The following is a 17,936-nucleotide window of genomic DNA, read 5'->3' as shown; positions in this document are numbered from 1 at the left end:
GTCAATTAAAAGGAGGTTTTAAGTTGAGCATAAAAGGAAGAGTTTGGAAGTTTGGAGATGATATTAATACAGATGAAATAATTCCGGCAAGATATTTAATCACAACAGATCCAAAAGAGCTTGCAAAACATGTAATGGAAGATGCAGATCCAGAATTTCCTAAGAAAGTTAAAGCAGGAGATATTATAGTAGCAGGTAAAAATTTTGGATGTGGTTCATCAAGGGAGCATGCCCCACTTGCTATTAAAGGTGCTGATATCTCAGCAATAATAGCAGAAAGTTTTGCAAGAATTTTTTATAGAAACGCAATAAATCTTGGAATGTTAGTTATAGAATCTGAAGAAATAGCAAAAGAAACAGATGAAGGAGATGAACTTGAAATAGATTTAGAAAAAGGGGTTGTAAGAAATTTAACAAAAGGAAAAGAATATAAATTCAATCCACCACCTGAAGATTTAAAGAAAATTCAAGAAAAAGGTGGCTTAATGGAGTATGCGAAAGCTAAATTAGAGGAAAAGTAATGCCTTTTAAAAATATTTTAGTGTGTGTTGATTTTACAGATATATCAGATGCAGTGGTAAATTCCGCTGCAGTTTTATCTAAGGTTTTCAACGCAAAACTAAATCTTTTAACAGTTGTAGAACAACCTATTGTTTTTTTACATGAAGATTTTGAAGGGGTAATAGAACCTGAAGAGATTGAAATCTTAATAGAAGTTGAGAAAAATTTAAGAAAAGAAGCAGAAGAAAAATTAAATAAATATGCTGAAAGCTTAGCAAAAGAAAATATAGAAGTAAAAACTATTATAGAAGTATCAGTAGATATTGCAGATACTATTTTAGATAATATTGAAAATGAAAAAGTAGATTTAGTAATAATAGGAAGTCATAAAAAAGGTTTATTAGATAAACTTTTACTTGGAAGTGTTTCTGAAAAGATAATAAATAAATCACCTGTATCAACTTTAGTTATAAAAGGAAGACAGATTGAAAAATTAGAAAAGTTATTAGTTGGTTATGATTTTCTACCAAATTCTAAAGAAGCTTTACATTTAGCAGAAGAAATTGCTGAAAAAACTAAAGGTGAAATCTTTATAGTTCATGGAGATACTGACTCCAAAAATACTCATATTATTTCTATTTATAAATCAGTGCGAGAAAAAAAAGAGAAATTACTTAAAGATATTATAGAAAATCTAAAACAAAAAGGAATAAAGGCAAAATATGAGATTTTAGAAGAAAATCCTGTTGAAGCAATATTAGATGAAATAGAAAAATATAATCCTGATTTAACTATCGTAGGTAAAAGAAAATCATCAAAAATAAAAAGATTATTTCTTGGTTCTACTGCTTTAAAAATTGTAAAAAATTCATCATACCCAGTCTTAATAGTAAGGAAAGAAAATGATTAAAAAATTATTATTATCAAGTATATTTTTATTTAATTTTTCATGTGCGGCAATTTCAAATACAGAAGATGCTTATTATTATTATGTAGTATGTAAATATGCCAGTGAATCAAAAGATTACGAATCAGCCCTTGAACTTTGTGATAAAGCAAGACAAGAATTACCAGATACAAAGCAGATTTATAAAGATGAGATTTTTATTGCTTTAAGATTAGATAAAACAGAAAAAGTAGAACAACTTTTAGAAGAATATATAAACAGATTTAATAAGCCAGAAGATTATATATTTGTTGCAAACACTTACTATCATTTAAGGAAAATAGATAAAGCTATATCTGTTTTAGAAGAAGGACTAAAAAAATATCCAAATAACTTAGATATCCTTTCATATTTAGCAGACTTTTATATTAAAAACGGAAAAATAAAAAAAGCTGAAAATATTTTAAAAGAAATAACAAAACATAAAGAGTATAAAAAATTAGATAAAGTTTATTATATTCTTGCAAGAATTGAACTTTCAAAAGGAAATATAAAAAAGGCTATAGAATATCTTGAAAAATCTTTCAAATTAAACAAAAAAAATCCAGAAGTTTATGTTCTTCTTGGAGAGTTGTACAGAGAACAAGGAAATTATAAAAGAGCAGAAGAGATTTATAAGCAAGTATTAGCTGTTAATCCAAAAGATTATGAAGCATTAAATAGATTATTTCAGATTTACGTAGATACAGATCAGTATGAAAAAGCAAAAGAAATAATAAATGATATTACAAAACTTTACCCATCATCAAAAGATAGTCTGTTAAAAGAGTTTTTATTATATCTTAAACTTGGTCAAGTTAATCAGATAATCCAAAAAATAGAAAATATTGCAAAAAAATATCCAGATGATTTAAATATCCAATTTATACTTGGAATGGCTTATGAATCTTTAAAAGAGTATAAAAAAGCAGAAGAGATTTATAAAAAAATACTAAAAAAAGAACCTAAAAATGAAGAGGTTCTAAATAGACTTGTCTCTTTATATGTTCAAAATAAAGAATACGACAAAGCTATAGATATTTTAAATGAAGCATATTCTTATAATCCAGATAATTACCATATTTTGGTTTTAATGGCAGAAGTAGAAGATGAAAGAGGAAATACAAAAGAAGCTATAAAGCTTATAAAAGAAGCATTAGAGATAAATTCGCAAGATCCAAAATTATATTTTTATCTTGCAATATATTATGACAAATTAAATAAATGGAAAGATGCAGAAAAAGCATTAAAAAAAGCTTTAGATATAAGACCAAACTATTCTGATGCTTTAAATTACTTAGGATATTCATACATAGTAAGAAATATAGATATAGACAAAGGTATTGAACTTGTGAAAAAAGCTTTAAAATTTGCACCTGAGAATCCTGCATACCTTGATAGTTTAGCTTGGGGATATTATAAAAAAGGAAAATATCAGGAAGCTTTAAAATATATGTTAAAAGCTTATCAGCAGATAAAAGATGATCCAGTTGTTTTATATCATTATGGGGCTATTCTTGAAGCTATAGGAGAAAAGAAAAAAGCAAAAGAGATGTATGAAAAGGCTTTAAATCTGTTGTCGAAAATGAAAGAGGAGCCAGAAAAAGGTATAACTATGGAAATTAAAAAAAGGCTTAAGAGTTTAAAATGGTAAGAATATTAGCTATTTTTTTAGTTTTTATATTTTCCTGTAGTGTAAAAAAAGAAAGCTGTAAACTGCAAATTGAAAATTTAAAACAAGAGCAACAAAAACTACCAAAAAGCTTTAAAACAAAAGGGTTAGTTTACTTAAAAGGTTTACCTGCTATTTTTAAAGGATATTTTAATAAAAATGAAAAAATCTCTATTTTCACTCCTTTTGGGCAAAAATTAGCTTCTTTTGAAAAAAATGAAGATCTGGTATGTATAGAATTTAATGGTTTAAAACAATGCGGGAAAAACTTATTATCTATTTTAGATATAGACATACCTATAAATCTAAAAAATATTATTCTTGGGAAAGTAGATATTGAAAATGCAGATAAAGTTTATTGTAGTGAAGAAGGAGTTATTGTGGAAAAAGATAATATCAAATATATTTTTGAGAAGAATAGATTGAAAAAAGTTATTTACCAAAATTATAAACTTATATATTCATATTATGAAGATAAAAAAGTAATAAATGTATATGATGGTGATAGGAAAATAAGCTCTATATCCATAAAAAGTATAGATAAAATTTAGATGCTGTTTATTGGAGCCAAATTGGACTGGAAGAATAAATGGTTAAATAAAGCTAAAGAGCATTATAAAGCAGGCTTAAAACTATACAATGAAGGCTTTTACAGAGATAGTTTATCAAGGCTTTATTACAGTGCTTATTCTTTAATGGTAGCAGAATGTGGTAAAGCCCCAACTGGAAGATGGACTCATAAGGGAATATTGAAACCATTTTTTAAAAGTATTTATCTAAAAGAAAAGACTTTAAGTAAAACAAATTCTGAGAGGCTAAAAGAATTTTACGAAAGAAGAAGAATTGCTGACTATGAATTAGATACTATAGAAAAAGAAGAAGTTAAGACATATATTGAACTTATAGAAAATATTTTTGAGGTAGTAAAAAATGATTAAACAAAAGATTCTTGTTGATCTTATCCAAGAAATACAAAATAATTTAAATAAGGCTAATTTACCTTGTAATGTAAAAGTAGATATTGGAAAAGCTATAGAAGGAGCAGATATAGGGTTAAAGGTTTATGTAGATTGTAAAAGAAATTGGAAATTACATGATCATATTAATAGTATTATTCAGGAAGTTTTAGAAAAGGAAGATTTAATAGCATTCATAGATTGGCATTATAAAAATAATGAATGAAATTTAAAATGTTTATAAAAGTTTGTGGAATAACAGATAAAAAGCAAGCAAAACAGATAGAAGATTATGGAGCTACACATATAGGAGTTATCCATTTTGAGAAAAGTCCAAGACATATAAATATTAATAAGATTAAAGATATAAAAGAAAATTTACAAAAATCTAAGCTTGTAGCAGTTGTAGTTAACCCTACGGAAGATTTAGTAAAAAAACTTTTAGATATTACTGATATTATCCAGTTTCATGGAGATGAAAGTTTAGAATTTATAAAAAAGTTTCCAAAAGAAAGAGTAATTAAAGCATTTAGAATAAAAGATGAAAATTCAATAGAAAAAATTAAACCCTTTGTTAATGAAAATTACTTAATCTTAATAGATGCATATTCAGAAAAAGAGTATGGAGGAACTGGGAAACAGATAAATCAAAAACTTGTATTAAAAGTAAAAAATCTTACAGATAGGTTTATTTTATCAGGTGGACTTGATGAAAAGAATGTTTATGAATTAATAAAGAAATATAAACCTTTTGGAGTTGATGCTTCTTCAAAACTTGAACTAAAACCTGGAATAAAAGATTTAAATAAGGTAAAAAATTATATAATAAATGCTAAAAAAGCCTTTGGAGAGATAAGTGAGTGAGTTTATAAAACAGATGAAACCACATTTTGAAAAAGCTACAGAGCCTATAATACTTTTTTTTGATAAATTAAATCTATCCCCAAATGTTTTAACTATTTCAGGACTGATTTTTACTGCTATAGGAAGTTATTTTATGCTTCAAAAGCAGTTTATTTTGGCAGGATTTATTATTGGAATTGGCGCTTTATTTGATGCTTTAGATGGACATTTAGCAAGGACTTCTGGAAAAACATCAAAATTTGGAGCCTTTTTTGATTCAGTAATAGATAGAATCTCTGATGCACTTCCTTTAATTGCTATAGCTATAATTTTTAAAGAAGATACTATTTTTTTAGCTATTACTATTTTTACAATTATATTTTCTTTTTTAGTTAGTTATACAAGAGCAAGAGCAGAAGGACTTGGAATTGAGTGTAAAGTTGGAATTTTTGAAAGACCTGAAAGATTAATAATTTTAATAATCTCTTTAATTTTAAATCAGGTTGAGATAGGAATTTTAATATTATTAATAGGTTCTTTTATTACTTTCTTGCAAAGATTCTTTTATGTTTATAAATTCAAGTAATATCAGGTTTAGGCTTACCAAGATAAAAACCTTGCCCTTCATCTATTCCAAGTTCTTTTACTATTTTTAATACTTCTTCAGAATGAATAAACTCTGCTACAGTTTTTATATTTGCCTTTTTTGCAAAATCAACTATTGTAGAAACAACTAAATAGCTGATTCTATCTTTATCAATATTTTTTATTAAACTTCCATCTATTTTAATTGTATCTATATTCATTTTTAGTATTCTATCAAAGTTTGAATAACCACTACCAAAATCATCTATTACTACTGAGCATCCTAATTTCTTTACTTCATCTATAAAGTTTTTATATAATTCATAATCACTAATATCTTCAGTTTCTAAAATCTCAAATGTTAAATATTTTGCTAATTCTTTGTTTTCCATTAACATTTCCATTACTGCATTTCTACAAATATCACTTTCAACATCATAATAAGATAAATTAATGCTAATATTATTTTTAGTTTCCTTTATTTTCTCTAATACTTGTTTTAATATTATTTTCGTTATTTCTGCATTAAGTTTTGCTGCTTCTGCTATAGGTAAAAATTTTCCAGGATAAATAATTGAACCATCTTCTTTTATAATTCTCGCTAAGGCTTCATACTTTACTATTTCCCCAGTTTTTAAATCAAAAATAGGTTGATAAAATGCAACTAATCTGTTTTCTTTTATAGCTAATTTTAATTCCCTTAACTGTTTTATATTTTTTTCAATCTCTTTTGTTTTATCAATTTCAGGAGAAAATATATAAAATCTTTTTGTTTTGTCTTCTTTAGCTTTTTTTAAAGCCATTTCTGCAGTTTCTAATAACTTTTCTTTATAACTGCTAACACCCATTGATGCAAAAATATCAATATCTATGCCATCTATTGATAATCTTATATTGTTTGTCCCTTTTAAAATTCTTTCTGATATATATATAATATCTTGCGATTTTCTTTCGAATAGTATTCCAAAATTATCTGAGTCAAATCTATAACATATACAGTTATTTCTTAAAACCTTTGAAGCTACAGACCTTATTATTTGCGAATATTTTATTAAAACTTTATTACCAAAACTATTTCCGTAAAATTCGTTTATATCCTTAAATCTATCTATATTTATTAAAATAAAAACAGGTTCTTTAAATTTATTTTTATCTTGTAGAAATTTAAATCTATTTCCAAGTTTTGTTAAAGTATCTGTTATTAACGCAATTTGTAGTTCTTTCTTTTTCTTTTCAGTATAGAATAAAAAATATATAATCACTAAAATACTGAAGATATACAATAAAGTAAATAGCCTATCGTAGAACTTTATACTATTAAGCTCAGTTTTTGTGCTTTTTTGAAATTTAAGAATTACATTTTTAAGTTTATTTTCAAGAGTGTTATCTGAGAGTTTTTCAACTAATTTTACAGTTTTGGGAAAGTAGTTTATAAAAATTTCTAAATGTTTTTCAAAAGTAGTAAGAAGTTCTTTCTCTTTACCTTTTCTTTTCTTTTCTATTTCTTTTAATTTCCTTAGGTATTTTTTTAAATCTGGAATAAAACTATAATCTTTAGCATTTTTTGATATAAAAACTTCTGTTTCAATCTTATTTAAAAAGATTATTAAATTTATATCTTTTTTAGAATCAAAAACAGAAAAAGAACGAAGAACAAGTGTTGGAATATATGTTGCACTATTTTTTATAGTTGCATTGTATGTTAAAAATCTATATAAATTTTCCTTATAAATATTGAATGATTTTGCAAAACTTAAAAACTCTTTATAGGCTTCTTTATGAATCTTAGAATTAAAATGTTTATCATTTTTTAATTTTTGGATAAGATTTTCTATATTTTTTATTTCTTTTACAAAATTATCGTTATCTATATATAAATAATAATTAGCCTTGAAAATCTCATTTTTCAGTTTAATTAAATCTTTATTAAGCTCTAAAAAACTAAAATATAGTGTATTGTTCTTCTGGATATGAAGATTATAAAAATATTCTTTATATAAAATTAAACCTAAACCTATTAAAGCAAAAATTATAACAAGTAATATCTCTATATTTATCCTTTTCAAAAACACTCCTTATTTTCTTAAAATCTCAGGTTTTTCTCCTGTTAATGTTTTTAAAAATGCTACTAAGGCTTTTATTTCTTCTTCGGTCAATGTAAAACCAAGATTATGATATGCCATTTTTATTAGTGCTTCTTCCAAAGTTTTAGCACTTCCATCATGAAAATAAGGTGCTGTTAAAGCTATATTTCTTAAAGATGGAACTTTAAATACCATTTTATCTTCTTCTTTATATGTAATGGCATATCTATCCGGTGTTTTTTCTTTTCTAACATAAGGATATATAACACCCATTTTTTGAAAGCTGTTTCCACCAATATTTATACCATTATGGCAGGTAATGCATCCTAAGGTTTTAAAAAGTTTATATCCTTTTAATTCCAAAGGAGATAGTTTTACTTCTCCTCTTAAATATCTATCAAATTTTGAGTTTGGTGTAATTAATGCTTTTTCAAATTCTACAATTGCATCTAAAGCATCTTCATATGTTGGTTTTCTTCCATATACTTTTTTAAACATTTTTCTATAAAATTCATTACTTCTTAAATATTTCTCAATCTTTTCTTTATTCATATTCATTTCAATTGGATTGTGAATAGGTCCATTAGCTTGCTCTTTTAAATCTTTTGCTCTTCCATTCCAAAACTGTCTGAAATTAAAATAGCTATTAAAAACTGTTGGTGCATTTGCATACCCTTTTCTTCCTTTTACTCCAGTAGAAACAGGTCTTGGATCTGCTCCTCCATGATTTGGGTCATGACAGCTTGCACATGATATAGTTTTATCAGAAGAAAGATTTTTATCAAAAAATAGCATTTTACCAAGCTCTGCTTTTTCTTTATTGTAATCAATCTTTTGGGGGATAGGTTTTATAGGCTCTTTTGCATAGATAAAATGAAATGCTGTTAAGACAATTATTAAAGCCTTTATAAAACTTTTCATTTTAATTACCTCTATGTTAGTAAATTTCATAAAATCTATCTAAGAATTTATTTAAAGCTAATTTATAAGCTGCTTTTCTAAAATCTAAATTTTCTTTCATAGAAATCAAGCTTACTTTATTAAATATTTCATCTATTTTTGATTTTAATTTAGTATCTAAATATTCTTCTGAAAATTCCTGATAAGTTTTCCCTTTAATCCATTCAAAATAACTTATAAAAACCCCACCACCATTAACTATTATATCTGGAAGTATTTTAATACCTTTGTTAAGTAATATATCTTCTACATCTACGGATATAGGAAAATTGGCTCCTTCTACAAGAATTTTAGCTTTAATATTATTTACATTTTCCTTATTTATTACATTTTCAAAGGATGCTATTATCAAAACATCAAAATCTTCTTCTAAAAACTCACTTGAAGAAACTTTCTTATTAGCTGGATAATAAATAACAGAACCTTTTTCTTTTTTTATATTAATTAGTTTTTCTATATCTAAATTGTCAGATATTATTCCACCTTTAGAATCGGAAATTCCTGATATTTTATATCCAAGTTCATTAAGCTTATATGCTGTAAACTTACCTACTTTTCCAAAGCCATGTATTCCAATTTTTGGATTTTTTATATTATTTATTTTTAAGAATTTATCTAAAAAATAGGCTACTGAATATCCTGTTGATTTTTTTCTATATGATAAACCTCCAAGATATTCTGATTTTCCTGTTGTAATTGCAAATGATATTTCATTATTTATATTTTTGTATTCTTCAAAAATTAAAGCCATAGTTTTACTATCTGTTCCTACATCTGGAGCTAATACATCTTTATTTTCTCCTATGTAATTCTTAAGATTTAAAATATAATCTCTTATTACCTGTCTTAAGTCTTCTTTGGAAACTTTTTTTGGATTTAATGCTATACCACCTTTTGCTCCACCAAATGGTAAATCATAGATTCTATTTTTTACACTCATTAAAAAGGATAAAGTTTTCATTTCTTCAATACTTACTTTCTCATTAAGCCTAAATCCTCCTTTATAAATGCCAAAATCATTGTTATGTTGAATCCGATATCCATTAAAAATTTTAAGTTTTCCATTTAGTCTTTTTTTAATAGAAAAGGAAATTATACGATTGTAGCTAAATATATAATCTATAAATTCTTTTGGGTAGTTAAAATTATTTTCTATATACTCTTTTATCATTTATTTTTCTATTCCAACTAATTTTAGAAACTCATCTTCAGTTAACATTTTAATTCCAAGTTTTTTAGCTTTTTCATATTTTGAACCAGGATTTTCTCCTACTACAAGATATGTTGTTTTTCTACTTACACTATTTGATACTTTTCCTCCAAGTGATTCTACTAACTCTTTTGCTTCTTCTCTTGTAAAATGTTTTAAAGTTCCTGTAAATACAATAGTAATTCCTTTTAGTTTATCTGATTTCTTTTCTTCTTTTTTACAAGTATTTACTCCTAACTGCTTAAGTTCATATATTGTTTTTATATTCTCTTCATTATGGAAAAATGAATAAATACTATGTGCTACTACATAACCTATATCTGGTAATTTCTCTAAATCTTCTACTTTCCAGTCTTTCAGATCTTCTACACATTTGATATTTTCTGCTAATGTTTTTGCTGTAGATTGTCCCACATATCTAATACTTAATCCATATATTAATCTATGGATAGGTCTTTGTTTTGATTCTTCTATTGCTTTTTTTAGATTTTCTACTGATTTTTCTCCAAATCCTTGTAAGTTCTTGATTTTATCATAAGGTAGTCTATATATATCTGGAATTTTCTTTAGAATACCAAGTTTATAAAATTTTTTTACCGTTGCTTCTCCAAGCCCTCTAATATCCATTGCTTCCTTAGATGCAAAATGGGCTATTCTTGCTACAACTTGAGCTGGACAGTTTATATTTATACATCTATAAACTGCTTCTCCTGGTGGTTTTATAAGTGGCAAGCCACAAGATGGACAATTTTTGGGAAATTCTATTGGTTTTTCATTTCCTGTTCTTGCTTCTTTTATTACTTTTACTACATAAGGTATTACTTCTCCTGCTCTTTCAATTAAAACTAAATCTCCTATTCTTATATCTTTCATTTTTATAAAATCTTCATTTATTAGAGAAACAGAAGAAACTATTACTCCTCCTATTTCTACTGGTTCAAGTTTTGCAACTGGTGTAATAGCTCCAGTTCTTCCAACTTGGAAAACTACTTTTATTATTCTTGTAGTTGCTTGGTCTGCTTTAAATTTATATGCTATTGCCCATCTTGGATGATGTGAAGTAAATCCTAATTTATCATATAAAGATATATCATTAACTTTTATTACCATTCCATCTATCTCATAAGGATAATCTTTTCTTTTTTGCTCCCATTCATTACAGTATTTAATTACATCTTCAATGTTATTAAAAACTTTTATTTCTTCTTCTGGAATAGGTGTTCTAAATCCAAGGCTATATAATATTTTTATAGCTTCATAATGGGTTTTTATTTTTGTTCCAAGTAAGTTATTTCCATTTTCATCTTCTGTATAAGTTATCTGATATACAAAAGCTTCTAAATTTCTTTTTGCTACTTCTTGAGGATTTTTTAGTCTTAAAGAGCCTGCTGCGGCATTTCTTGGATTTGCAAGAAGTGGTAATCCTTCTTGTAGCCTTTCTTCATTCATTTTTTTGAATAAGGATTTTCTAATTAAAACTTCTCCTCTAATTTCTATTATTTTAATTCCATATTTCTTGAAATCTGCTGATAAAGGTATTGTTTTTATTGTTCTTAAATTTTGTGTAATATCATCTCCAACTACTCCATCTCCTCTTGTAGAACCTCTAACAAAAAAGTTATCTCTATATACTAATGCTATTCCTGCTCCATCAAATTTAGGTTCTACTGCATATTCTACTTCTTTTAAACCTGTAAGCTCTTTTACTCTTCTATCAAAATCCCTTAAATCTGCTGCATTATAAGAGTTATCTAAAGAAAGCATAGGAGTTAAATGTTTTACTTTTGGAAAACCTTCTATAAGTTCTGAAGGTATTCTTTGGGTTGGAGAATCAGGTGTTATTATTTGTGGAAATTTTTTTTCTAATTCTTTTAGTTTATGAAATAATTGATCATATTCATAATCAGAAATAACAGGATTTGAAAGTACATAATACCTCCAATCGTGGTATCTTATAACATCTCTTAATTTTACTGCTACTTCTTCTGCTTCTTTTATATCTTTAATTTTTGATATATCAAGTTTTAGCAGTTGTCTAGTAAGTTCTATTAATTTAGCTTCTTCTTGTTTAGAATACATTGTTTACTCCCTTTTTTTATTTGTTATTATTAAATATACTAAAAATTTAAAGAAAAGGTAATAAAATGGCAATAAAAACTCCTTATGTAGCTGTTGATGGTATAGTTCAATTATTTGATGAAAAAGATAATTTTCAAGGTATTGTTCTTATTGAAAGAAAAAATCCACCTTTAGGACTTGCTATTCCGGGAGGATTTGTTGATATTGGAGAAACTGTTGAAGATGCAGTAAAAAGAGAAATGAAAGAAGAAATAAGCCTTGATGTTGAGATAGTAAGAATTTTAGGTGTGTATTCTGATCCAAAAAGAGATCCAAGATTTCATACTGTTTCTGTAGTTTTTATATGTAAAGCTTATGGAATGCCGAAAGCAAGTTCTGATGCTAAAGAAGTAAAAATCTTTAAATTAGAAGAAATTCCTTTTGATAAATTAGTTTTTGATCATGAAAAAATATTAAAGGATTTTATTAATAGATAATACTTACCAAGGATGAATAAGTTCATCTATTGTTAGAACTCTTAAATGAACTTTCTTATTTTTTTGCATTGGAGATTTTAATTTTTCAAAAATTATAGATTTCACATTCCTTATGAATATACTCTCATTGCCTTGTAAACCATCAATATAAATAATTCTTATTCCATTTATTTTTCCATAATTGTCAATAAATATATCTATGCTTTTAATCTTATCAATTTGAAATTTCCCCATATTTGCAATAATAATTTTTCCATTCATACCAAAAGGAATATCTATATTTTTACTTGTTATTATTATCTTGGTTGTACTGACATAAGATTCCTTAATAATTTGAGCATTTGAAAAGGTTATAAATAAAAGAGTAGTTATTAAATAAAAAAAATACTTATTCATTTTCAAAGTCTCCTATATTAAATAAATGAAGGGACTGTTTAAACAGCCCCTTGATATTTTTAATAAGAAGTAACTCTTATATTAGTTATAAGAAAATAGTTTCCTTCATTAATGTTTCCTCTTTGAACTATTACAAAACCATCATTGTTCTGACTCATTCTTATAGGATCAATCTCTTCTGTAGCAAGTCTATTTCCATCAACAAATAGGCGAAGAAAATTTTCTTTTTTTTGTATAGCAACATGATGAATTGTTTTACGAGAAAGCCTTTTAGTTAATTCTTTTCCCAAAAGATGAACACCTATTGTAGATACATAATCATTAGTAAAACTAATCTCTCCACCTCTACCATCGCTTCCTAGTGAGATAGAAAGTAATCCACTTGGTTTTTCTGTTACATAAATATCAAATTCTATAGCGAAGTCTTCTCCAAGATTTACTTTTTTAACAGCTTTTGAACTACCTACTATATTTACTAACCATTTTCTTCCACCAAATTCTACACACTCAAAATCACCCTCTACTACTTTTAAAGTTGTAGGTTTTTCAGTGCAGTTAGAAAAGTCTTCTGAAAATAAAACTTTACTACCTGGTTCAAATTCAACTTGTGCTCTTTTTATTCCTCCTGCTAATACTGGAGTAGTAGGTTTATTAGTTGGTTTAGTTGCAACTCCAGAATTTACTGGTGGTTGTGTAGAATTTATTTCTTTACCTTCTGGTGTATATCTATAATATTCCTCAGGAGTTCTTTTTGCTATAAAATCTACAGATTTATCTATAAGAACTCTTACAGCTTTTTCCATAGGTGTATTTTTGTATACAGAAAGGCCACCACCTAATATTAATCCACCTGTAAATCCAGCCCCTAATCCACCAACATTAAAGGAAGATGCTTTACCTTCTACAGTAGTTGCAGCAACTATTCTTCTTGTTCTAACATCAACAAGTCTTAAATCCATAGCTATATAAGCCTCTTTTTTCCCAAATTTAACTCCACCTATAAGAGGAACTCCTAAAGGGATACCTATTCCCCCAGCACCTATACCACCAGCATTAGGTTCAAATGCCGTTATTGAACCTAAAACTATAATATCTGCTGCTTCCCATCCACCTGGTTGGATAGCACTTTCTTGTCTAATATAGCCACTTTGAGAAAGATTTATTTCTTTCTCCAATTCCTGAAGTTCTTCACTTCCTCCAAGAACTATAAATCTGTTTGAATTTGCTAAAGCGCTAATAAGCATATCTCTAAGACCACTTCCAATTTGACCATTACATTTAGCAGCTTTACATTTTATTGAAGCAACAGCTATTCTTGCCTTTGGACCCTTGTAAGCTGCTGTTTTTGTTATACTTTGCTCTGTTCCTTTTACTGAGCTTACTGAAGTACCAGCACAAGATACTAAGAAAATACCTACGAAAAAAAGAATTGAAGGAACGATAAACAAATTAATGTTTCTTATAAACATCTTATCCCTCCTTTTTAAATCAGTCTATTTTCTACAACTTCCCAGTTTATATTTTTAAAGAAGGCTTCTATATAGTCAGCTCTATTTAATCCATAATCTGTCAAGAATGCATGCTCAAAAACATCCATTACAAGTATAGGTTTACATCCTGCAGGATGTGCTACATCATGCTCATTTATCCAGAAATTAATGAGATCACCACTAATATTATCCTGATATAAAATAACCCAGCTAATGCCTCTCATTTTACCTATAGCTTTAAACTCATTTTCCCAGTTTTCATAATTTCCAAAGTTTTCTTCAAAAAGCTTTGCTAATTTCCCTTCTTTATTTAGATTTCCATCACCTCCAAGATTTTCAAAATAGTATTCATGAAGTCTCATTCCATTAAATTCCCAGCCAAGTCTTCTTTTTACTTCTGCAAATTCAGGTGTTCCAAGTTTGCCTTCTTCTCTCATACTTTTTAGAATCTCAAGAAGTTTATTTGTATTAGCCACATAACCATTATACAAAGTAAAGTGTTGTTCTAAAAGCTCCTTACTAAAACCATCCATACCTATTAAATTTGTAAAATCTTTTGCTTTATAATCCATGACTATTCCTCCTAATGAAAGTCATTATCTAAGATAAATTTAAGTATAAAATTATATTTTGTCTATATAATTTTTATTGCTGGATATTATAGTTTTTTGTAATAAAAAATTTGTATATATATCCTAAAGTTTATAAGCTTGTTTCGCTTTCTAAATATTTAGTAAGTTTATTGATTAGAGATTCTGGATTTTTTATATTAATTTTGTCTATTTCTTTTAGATCTTTTTTTAAAAGTTTGTTTATATCTAAAATCTGATTATAAGTTAAATCTGTTTTTTTATCTTTACTGCATTTTTTACATATACTTCCTCTTTTTTTGAAAGAAAATTTTGCAAAATTTGAGCTATTAATATCTATTTCGCATTTTATACATTTTGAAATCATTGGAAAAATTCCATAAAGATAGATATATTTAATTACAAATGATAGTTTATAGTTTTCTAAGTTATTAGTTTTTGATAGAAAATAAAGGGTTTTTTTTAAAAAAGTGAACATATTTTTATCAGGAAATAATGTATATTTATCAAATGTTTCTAAAATCCAGATAGCAGTTTTTAGTTTGTCTAAATCTTTTGTATAGTTATATGCAAGATTATAACTTTTATCTATCTCTTTTATATAAAGCTTTTCTTTATATCTAATCAAAACTCCTTTAAACCAGTTAAATGGCTGTAAGACTGGTAAAAAGGGATGCTTTATAATTTGAGCTCCTTTTACATAAATATTTTCTTTTCCAAGGGTTTTTGTATATACAGTAATAGATAAATCTTTATCTCCGACCTCTGATTTCCTTAAAACTATTGCTTCATCTTTTATAAAAATCATCTATTTTTCAGACCAGTTAGTAACTATTTCAATCTCATATTTTATAGGTACATTTTTTAGTAATATTTCTCCTGCTTTTTTCATACTTTCTTCTAAAATAGCTTTAGCTTCTTCTTTTATATCTTCTTTTGCTTCTACAATAATTTCATCATGGACAAGATTTACAATATATGCATCTAAATCTTTTTTCAATTTTCCAAAAAAGTTTACTGCCATTTTTAGCATATCACTTCCTGTTGCTTGAATAGGATAATTTACTGCATCTGTAAATTTCATAACTTTCATTCTTCTTCCAAGTAAAGATACAACTTCTATTTCTCTATGATTTTTTAGTTTTTCTTTAGTTTCTTCATGCCATTTTTTAAAGCCTTTGTAATGCTCAAAAAATTTTTCATGGAAAATTTGTGCTTCTTTTAAAGATATTTCTACTCCATAGCTACTACTTGCATATTCCATTAATGAGCGAGGTGATATTCCATAAATAAGTCCGAAATTTATAGCTTTTGCCATCTGTCTTTCTTCTTTTGTTATGTCTTCATAATCTTTTCCTGTAATTAATGATGCAGTAAATCTATGAAGGTCTAAACCTTGTTTGAAAGCATTTATCATTACTTGGTCTTTTGTATATTCTGCGGCAATTCTAAGTTCTATCTGTGAATAATCTGCAACTATCATAGAGTAATTTTTTGCAGGTCTGAACAATTTTCTTAAAACTGGTGGTATATTTTGTAAATTTGGTTTAGATGATGACATCCTACCTGTAGGTGCTCCTATCTGTCTATATAAGCTTCTTATTCTTCCTGTGTTTTCATCTTCTAAATCTGGGGTTATATATTCATTTAGCTCTTTTACTTTATCAAGAAGTTTCTTTTTTGTTCTTATTTCTATAAGTTTTTGTACTTCTGGTTTATTTTCATACTTTCTTAAATATTTATCTTGAGATGAGATAGAGCCTTTTTCTGTTTTGGGAAGTTTTAATTTGAGCTTGTTTGTAAGCCAGTTTGCTACTTTTTGAGGTGAAAAAGGATCTATTCCATACTTTCTAAAAAAATCAATATATAAGCTTTGATACTCTGAAGATAGTTGTTTTAACATTTTGTCTAGTAAATTTTTATCTATTGGCATTCCCTTTAGTTCTATTAAAGCAAGATTTGGAATAAAGGTAAATTCTACTGCCGCAACCGGATTTTCTACTCCAAAAATCTCTTTTGTTTCCCCTGTTGCTTTATGAGGTGTTTTCATCTGATTTAATTTTTCTTTTAAACTTGGAAAAATCTGTCTTAAAGCTTCAATATCATTTGCCGCATATTTTATCTGTTCTTCTAAAAGGTCTGTTAAATGCCATGGTGATTTTTGTTGAGATTTATCTAAGTCAAGGTCTGCTTCTCTTTTTGAAACTGCAAGAAGTGAATGCTTTGTATCTTTTCCTTCTGATATTATTTGAGATGCTATCATAGTATCAAAAACTATTTTGGGAAATATATCAAAATTTGTTTTTAAAAATTTAATATCAAATTTTAGGTTATGTCCTATTAGTCCTTTTTCTTCTAAAATTGGCTTTAAGATATTTATATTTTCTTTTCCTATTTTAAATATATCTATTACAAAAATATCTTTTTCTGTTCCAATCTGAATTAATCTAACTTTATCTGAAAAAAAATCTATATTTTTAAAATTCTTTACTGCTACTTCTGTATCTAAGTAAAGATATTTTTCTGCTTTTAAAATTGGTATTATATTTTCAAGCTGTTTTTTCTCTGTAATATATGAAAATTTCATTTTATATCTTCAAACTTTATTAAGGTTGCTCCTTTGTCAAGCATTAAGTTTAAAGCTTTTTCGCTGTCTCCTTCATTAACATCTACTCCTTTTATTCCATCTTCAAGTACAAAAACTTGATAGCCTAAATTTAATCCGCCTAAGACTGTATTTTTTACACAATAATCTGTTGCAACTCCACCAACAAATAATCTTTTTATTCCTCTTTCTTTTAATAAATCATTTAAAATAGTTCCTTGAAATCCTGAGTATGCATCAAAATCTCTTGAATCACCTTTTGAGATTATAAATTTGTTATCTGAAGGAATGTATAAATCTTTATGGAATTTAGCTCCTTCTGTATCTTGAACACAGTGAGGTGGCCATATTCCCCCAAAACCTTTAAAAGATATATGATTTTCTGGATGCCAATCCCTTGTAAAAAATACAGGATTTGATTTTTCTTCAAACATTTTTATATATTCATTAAGTCTTGGAATTATTTTATCTGCATCTTTTACAGGAAGTACTCCATCTGGCATAAAATCATTTTGCATATCAACTATAATTAAAGCATCAAGGTCTGTTATTTTTACTTTCATT

General features: G+C 26.7%; 19 protein-coding genes. 9 read left to right on the top strand and 10 right to left on the bottom strand.

Going from position 1 to position 17,936, the window contains the following annotated elements:
• The first annotated feature begins 23 nt into the window (after nucleotides 1-23).
• From leuD to CLV39_RS02760, 8 genes are read left to right on the top strand one after another with little or no spacing between them, the layout of a single operon-like run.
• Nucleotides 24-521: a 3-isopropylmalate dehydratase small subunit gene (gene leuD, locus CLV39_RS02795; protein WP_211325035.1), complete on the top strand. Its 498-nt coding sequence runs from the start codon at nucleotides 24-26 to the stop codon at nucleotides 519-521.
• Nucleotides 521-1,411 (top strand): universal stress protein, encoded by an 891-nt coding sequence (locus tag CLV39_RS02790; protein WP_121922696.1) that lies wholly within the window; start codon nucleotides 521-523, stop codon nucleotides 1,409-1,411. The genes leuD and CLV39_RS02790 overlap by 1 nt, the downstream gene beginning before the upstream one ends.
• Nucleotides 1,404-3,080 carry a tetratricopeptide repeat protein gene (locus CLV39_RS02785; RefSeq protein ID WP_121922695.1) on the top strand — a complete coding sequence of 559 codons (1,677 nt, stop codon included), beginning with the start codon at nucleotides 1,404-1,406 and terminating at the stop codon, nucleotides 3,078-3,080. Before CLV39_RS02790 ends, CLV39_RS02785 begins: the two co-directional genes overlap by 8 nt.
• Nucleotides 3,074-3,649 (top strand): hypothetical protein, encoded by a 576-nt coding sequence (locus CLV39_RS02780; RefSeq protein WP_121922694.1) that lies wholly within the window; start codon nucleotides 3,074-3,076, stop codon nucleotides 3,647-3,649. Before CLV39_RS02785 ends, CLV39_RS02780 begins: the two co-directional genes overlap by 7 nt.
• A 21-nt stretch (nucleotides 3,650-3,670) precedes the next feature.
• Nucleotides 3,671-4,036, top strand: a complete 366-nt coding sequence (locus CLV39_RS02775) for a HEPN domain-containing protein (RefSeq protein ID WP_170145587.1) — start codon at nucleotides 3,671-3,673, stop codon at nucleotides 4,034-4,036.
• A complete protein-coding gene (locus CLV39_RS02770; RefSeq protein ID WP_121922692.1) occupies nucleotides 4,029-4,280 on the top strand; it encodes a hypothetical protein in 252 nt (83 codons plus the stop codon). Before CLV39_RS02775 ends, CLV39_RS02770 begins: the two co-directional genes overlap by 8 nt.
• An 8-nt stretch (nucleotides 4,281-4,288) precedes the next feature.
• Complete coding sequence (locus CLV39_RS02765) at nucleotides 4,289-4,918, top strand: phosphoribosylanthranilate isomerase (protein WP_121922691.1); 630 nt, start codon at nucleotides 4,289-4,291, stop codon at nucleotides 4,916-4,918.
• Nucleotides 4,911-5,483, top strand: a complete 573-nt coding sequence (locus CLV39_RS02760; protein ID WP_121922690.1) for a CDP-alcohol phosphatidyltransferase family protein — start codon at nucleotides 4,911-4,913, stop codon at nucleotides 5,481-5,483. The genes CLV39_RS02765 and CLV39_RS02760 overlap by 8 nt, the downstream gene beginning before the upstream one ends.
• On the opposite strand, the gene CLV39_RS02755 is transcribed toward CLV39_RS02760, so the two are convergent.
• The 4 genes from CLV39_RS02755 to ligA are packed head-to-tail and all read right to left on the bottom strand — an operon-like array spanning nucleotide 5,476 to nucleotide 11,815.
• On the bottom strand, nucleotides 5,476-7,548 hold the full coding sequence (locus CLV39_RS02755) for an EAL domain-containing protein (RefSeq protein WP_170145586.1): 2,073 nt from the start codon (nucleotides 7,546-7,548) through the stop codon (nucleotides 5,476-5,478). The genes CLV39_RS02760 and CLV39_RS02755 overlap by 8 nt on opposite strands.
• Before the next feature lie 9 nt (nucleotides 7,549-7,557).
• Entirely contained in the window at nucleotides 7,558-8,487 is a 930-nt protein-coding gene (locus CLV39_RS02750; RefSeq protein ID WP_121922688.1) for a cytochrome-c peroxidase, read from the bottom strand.
• 16 nt (nucleotides 8,488-8,503) lie between these two features.
• Nucleotides 8,504-9,697, bottom strand: coding sequence for a Glu/Leu/Phe/Val family dehydrogenase (locus tag CLV39_RS02745; RefSeq protein WP_121922687.1), 1,194 nt, complete (start codon nucleotides 9,695-9,697; stop codon nucleotides 8,504-8,506).
• Complete coding sequence (gene ligA / locus CLV39_RS02740; RefSeq protein WP_121922686.1) at nucleotides 9,698-11,815, bottom strand: NAD-dependent DNA ligase LigA; 2,118 nt, start codon at nucleotides 11,813-11,815, stop codon at nucleotides 9,698-9,700.
• A gap of 65 nt (nucleotides 11,816-11,880) precedes the next feature.
• Here ligA and CLV39_RS02735 point away from each other — a divergent pair, with 65 nt between their 5' ends.
• Nucleotides 11,881-12,291 (top strand): NUDIX domain-containing protein, encoded by a 411-nt coding sequence (locus CLV39_RS02735; protein ID WP_121922685.1) that lies wholly within the window; start codon nucleotides 11,881-11,883, stop codon nucleotides 12,289-12,291.
• A gap of 3 nt (nucleotides 12,292-12,294) precedes the next feature.
• Here the strand turns inward: CLV39_RS02735 and CLV39_RS02730 are convergent, their stop codons facing one another.
• The 6 genes from CLV39_RS02730 to CLV39_RS02705 all read right to left on the bottom strand — a co-directional run bounded on the left by CLV39_RS02730 (nucleotide 12,295) and on the right by CLV39_RS02705 (nucleotide 17,935).
• Nucleotides 12,295-12,687, bottom strand: a complete 393-nt coding sequence (locus tag CLV39_RS02730) for a hypothetical protein (protein ID WP_121922684.1) — start codon at nucleotides 12,685-12,687, stop codon at nucleotides 12,295-12,297.
• Nucleotides 12,688-12,746: 59 nt separating this feature from the next.
• Nucleotides 12,747-14,156, bottom strand: a complete 1,410-nt coding sequence (locus CLV39_RS02725) for a CsgG/HfaB family protein (protein ID WP_121922683.1) — start codon at nucleotides 14,154-14,156, stop codon at nucleotides 12,747-12,749.
• 14 nt (nucleotides 14,157-14,170) lie between these two features.
• Nucleotides 14,171-14,749, bottom strand: coding sequence for a superoxide dismutase (locus CLV39_RS02720; protein ID WP_121922682.1), 579 nt, complete (start codon nucleotides 14,747-14,749; stop codon nucleotides 14,171-14,173).
• A gap of 130 nt (nucleotides 14,750-14,879) precedes the next feature.
• Entirely contained in the window at nucleotides 14,880-15,575 is a 696-nt protein-coding gene (gene recO / locus CLV39_RS02715) for a DNA repair protein RecO (protein ID WP_121922681.1), read from the bottom strand.
• Nucleotides 15,576-17,354 (bottom strand): bifunctional 3'-5' exonuclease/DNA polymerase, encoded by a 1,779-nt coding sequence (locus CLV39_RS02710; RefSeq protein WP_121922680.1) that lies wholly within the window; start codon nucleotides 17,352-17,354, stop codon nucleotides 15,576-15,578.
• Nucleotides 17,351-17,935 carry a nicotinamidase gene (locus CLV39_RS02705; protein WP_121922679.1) on the bottom strand — a complete coding sequence of 195 codons (585 nt, stop codon included), beginning with the start codon at nucleotides 17,933-17,935 and terminating at the stop codon, nucleotides 17,351-17,353. Before CLV39_RS02705 ends, CLV39_RS02710 begins: the two co-directional genes overlap by 4 nt.
• Nucleotide 17,936 lies beyond the last annotated feature (1 nt).

Source organism: Hydrogenothermus marinus (assembly GCF_003688665.1).
GTDB classification, from domain to species: Bacteria; Aquificota; Aquificia; order Aquificales; family Hydrogenothermaceae; genus Hydrogenothermus; species Hydrogenothermus marinus.
The sequence above is the reverse complement of the archived record's forward strand: the minus strand, read 5'-3'. Positions and strand labels throughout refer to the sequence as shown.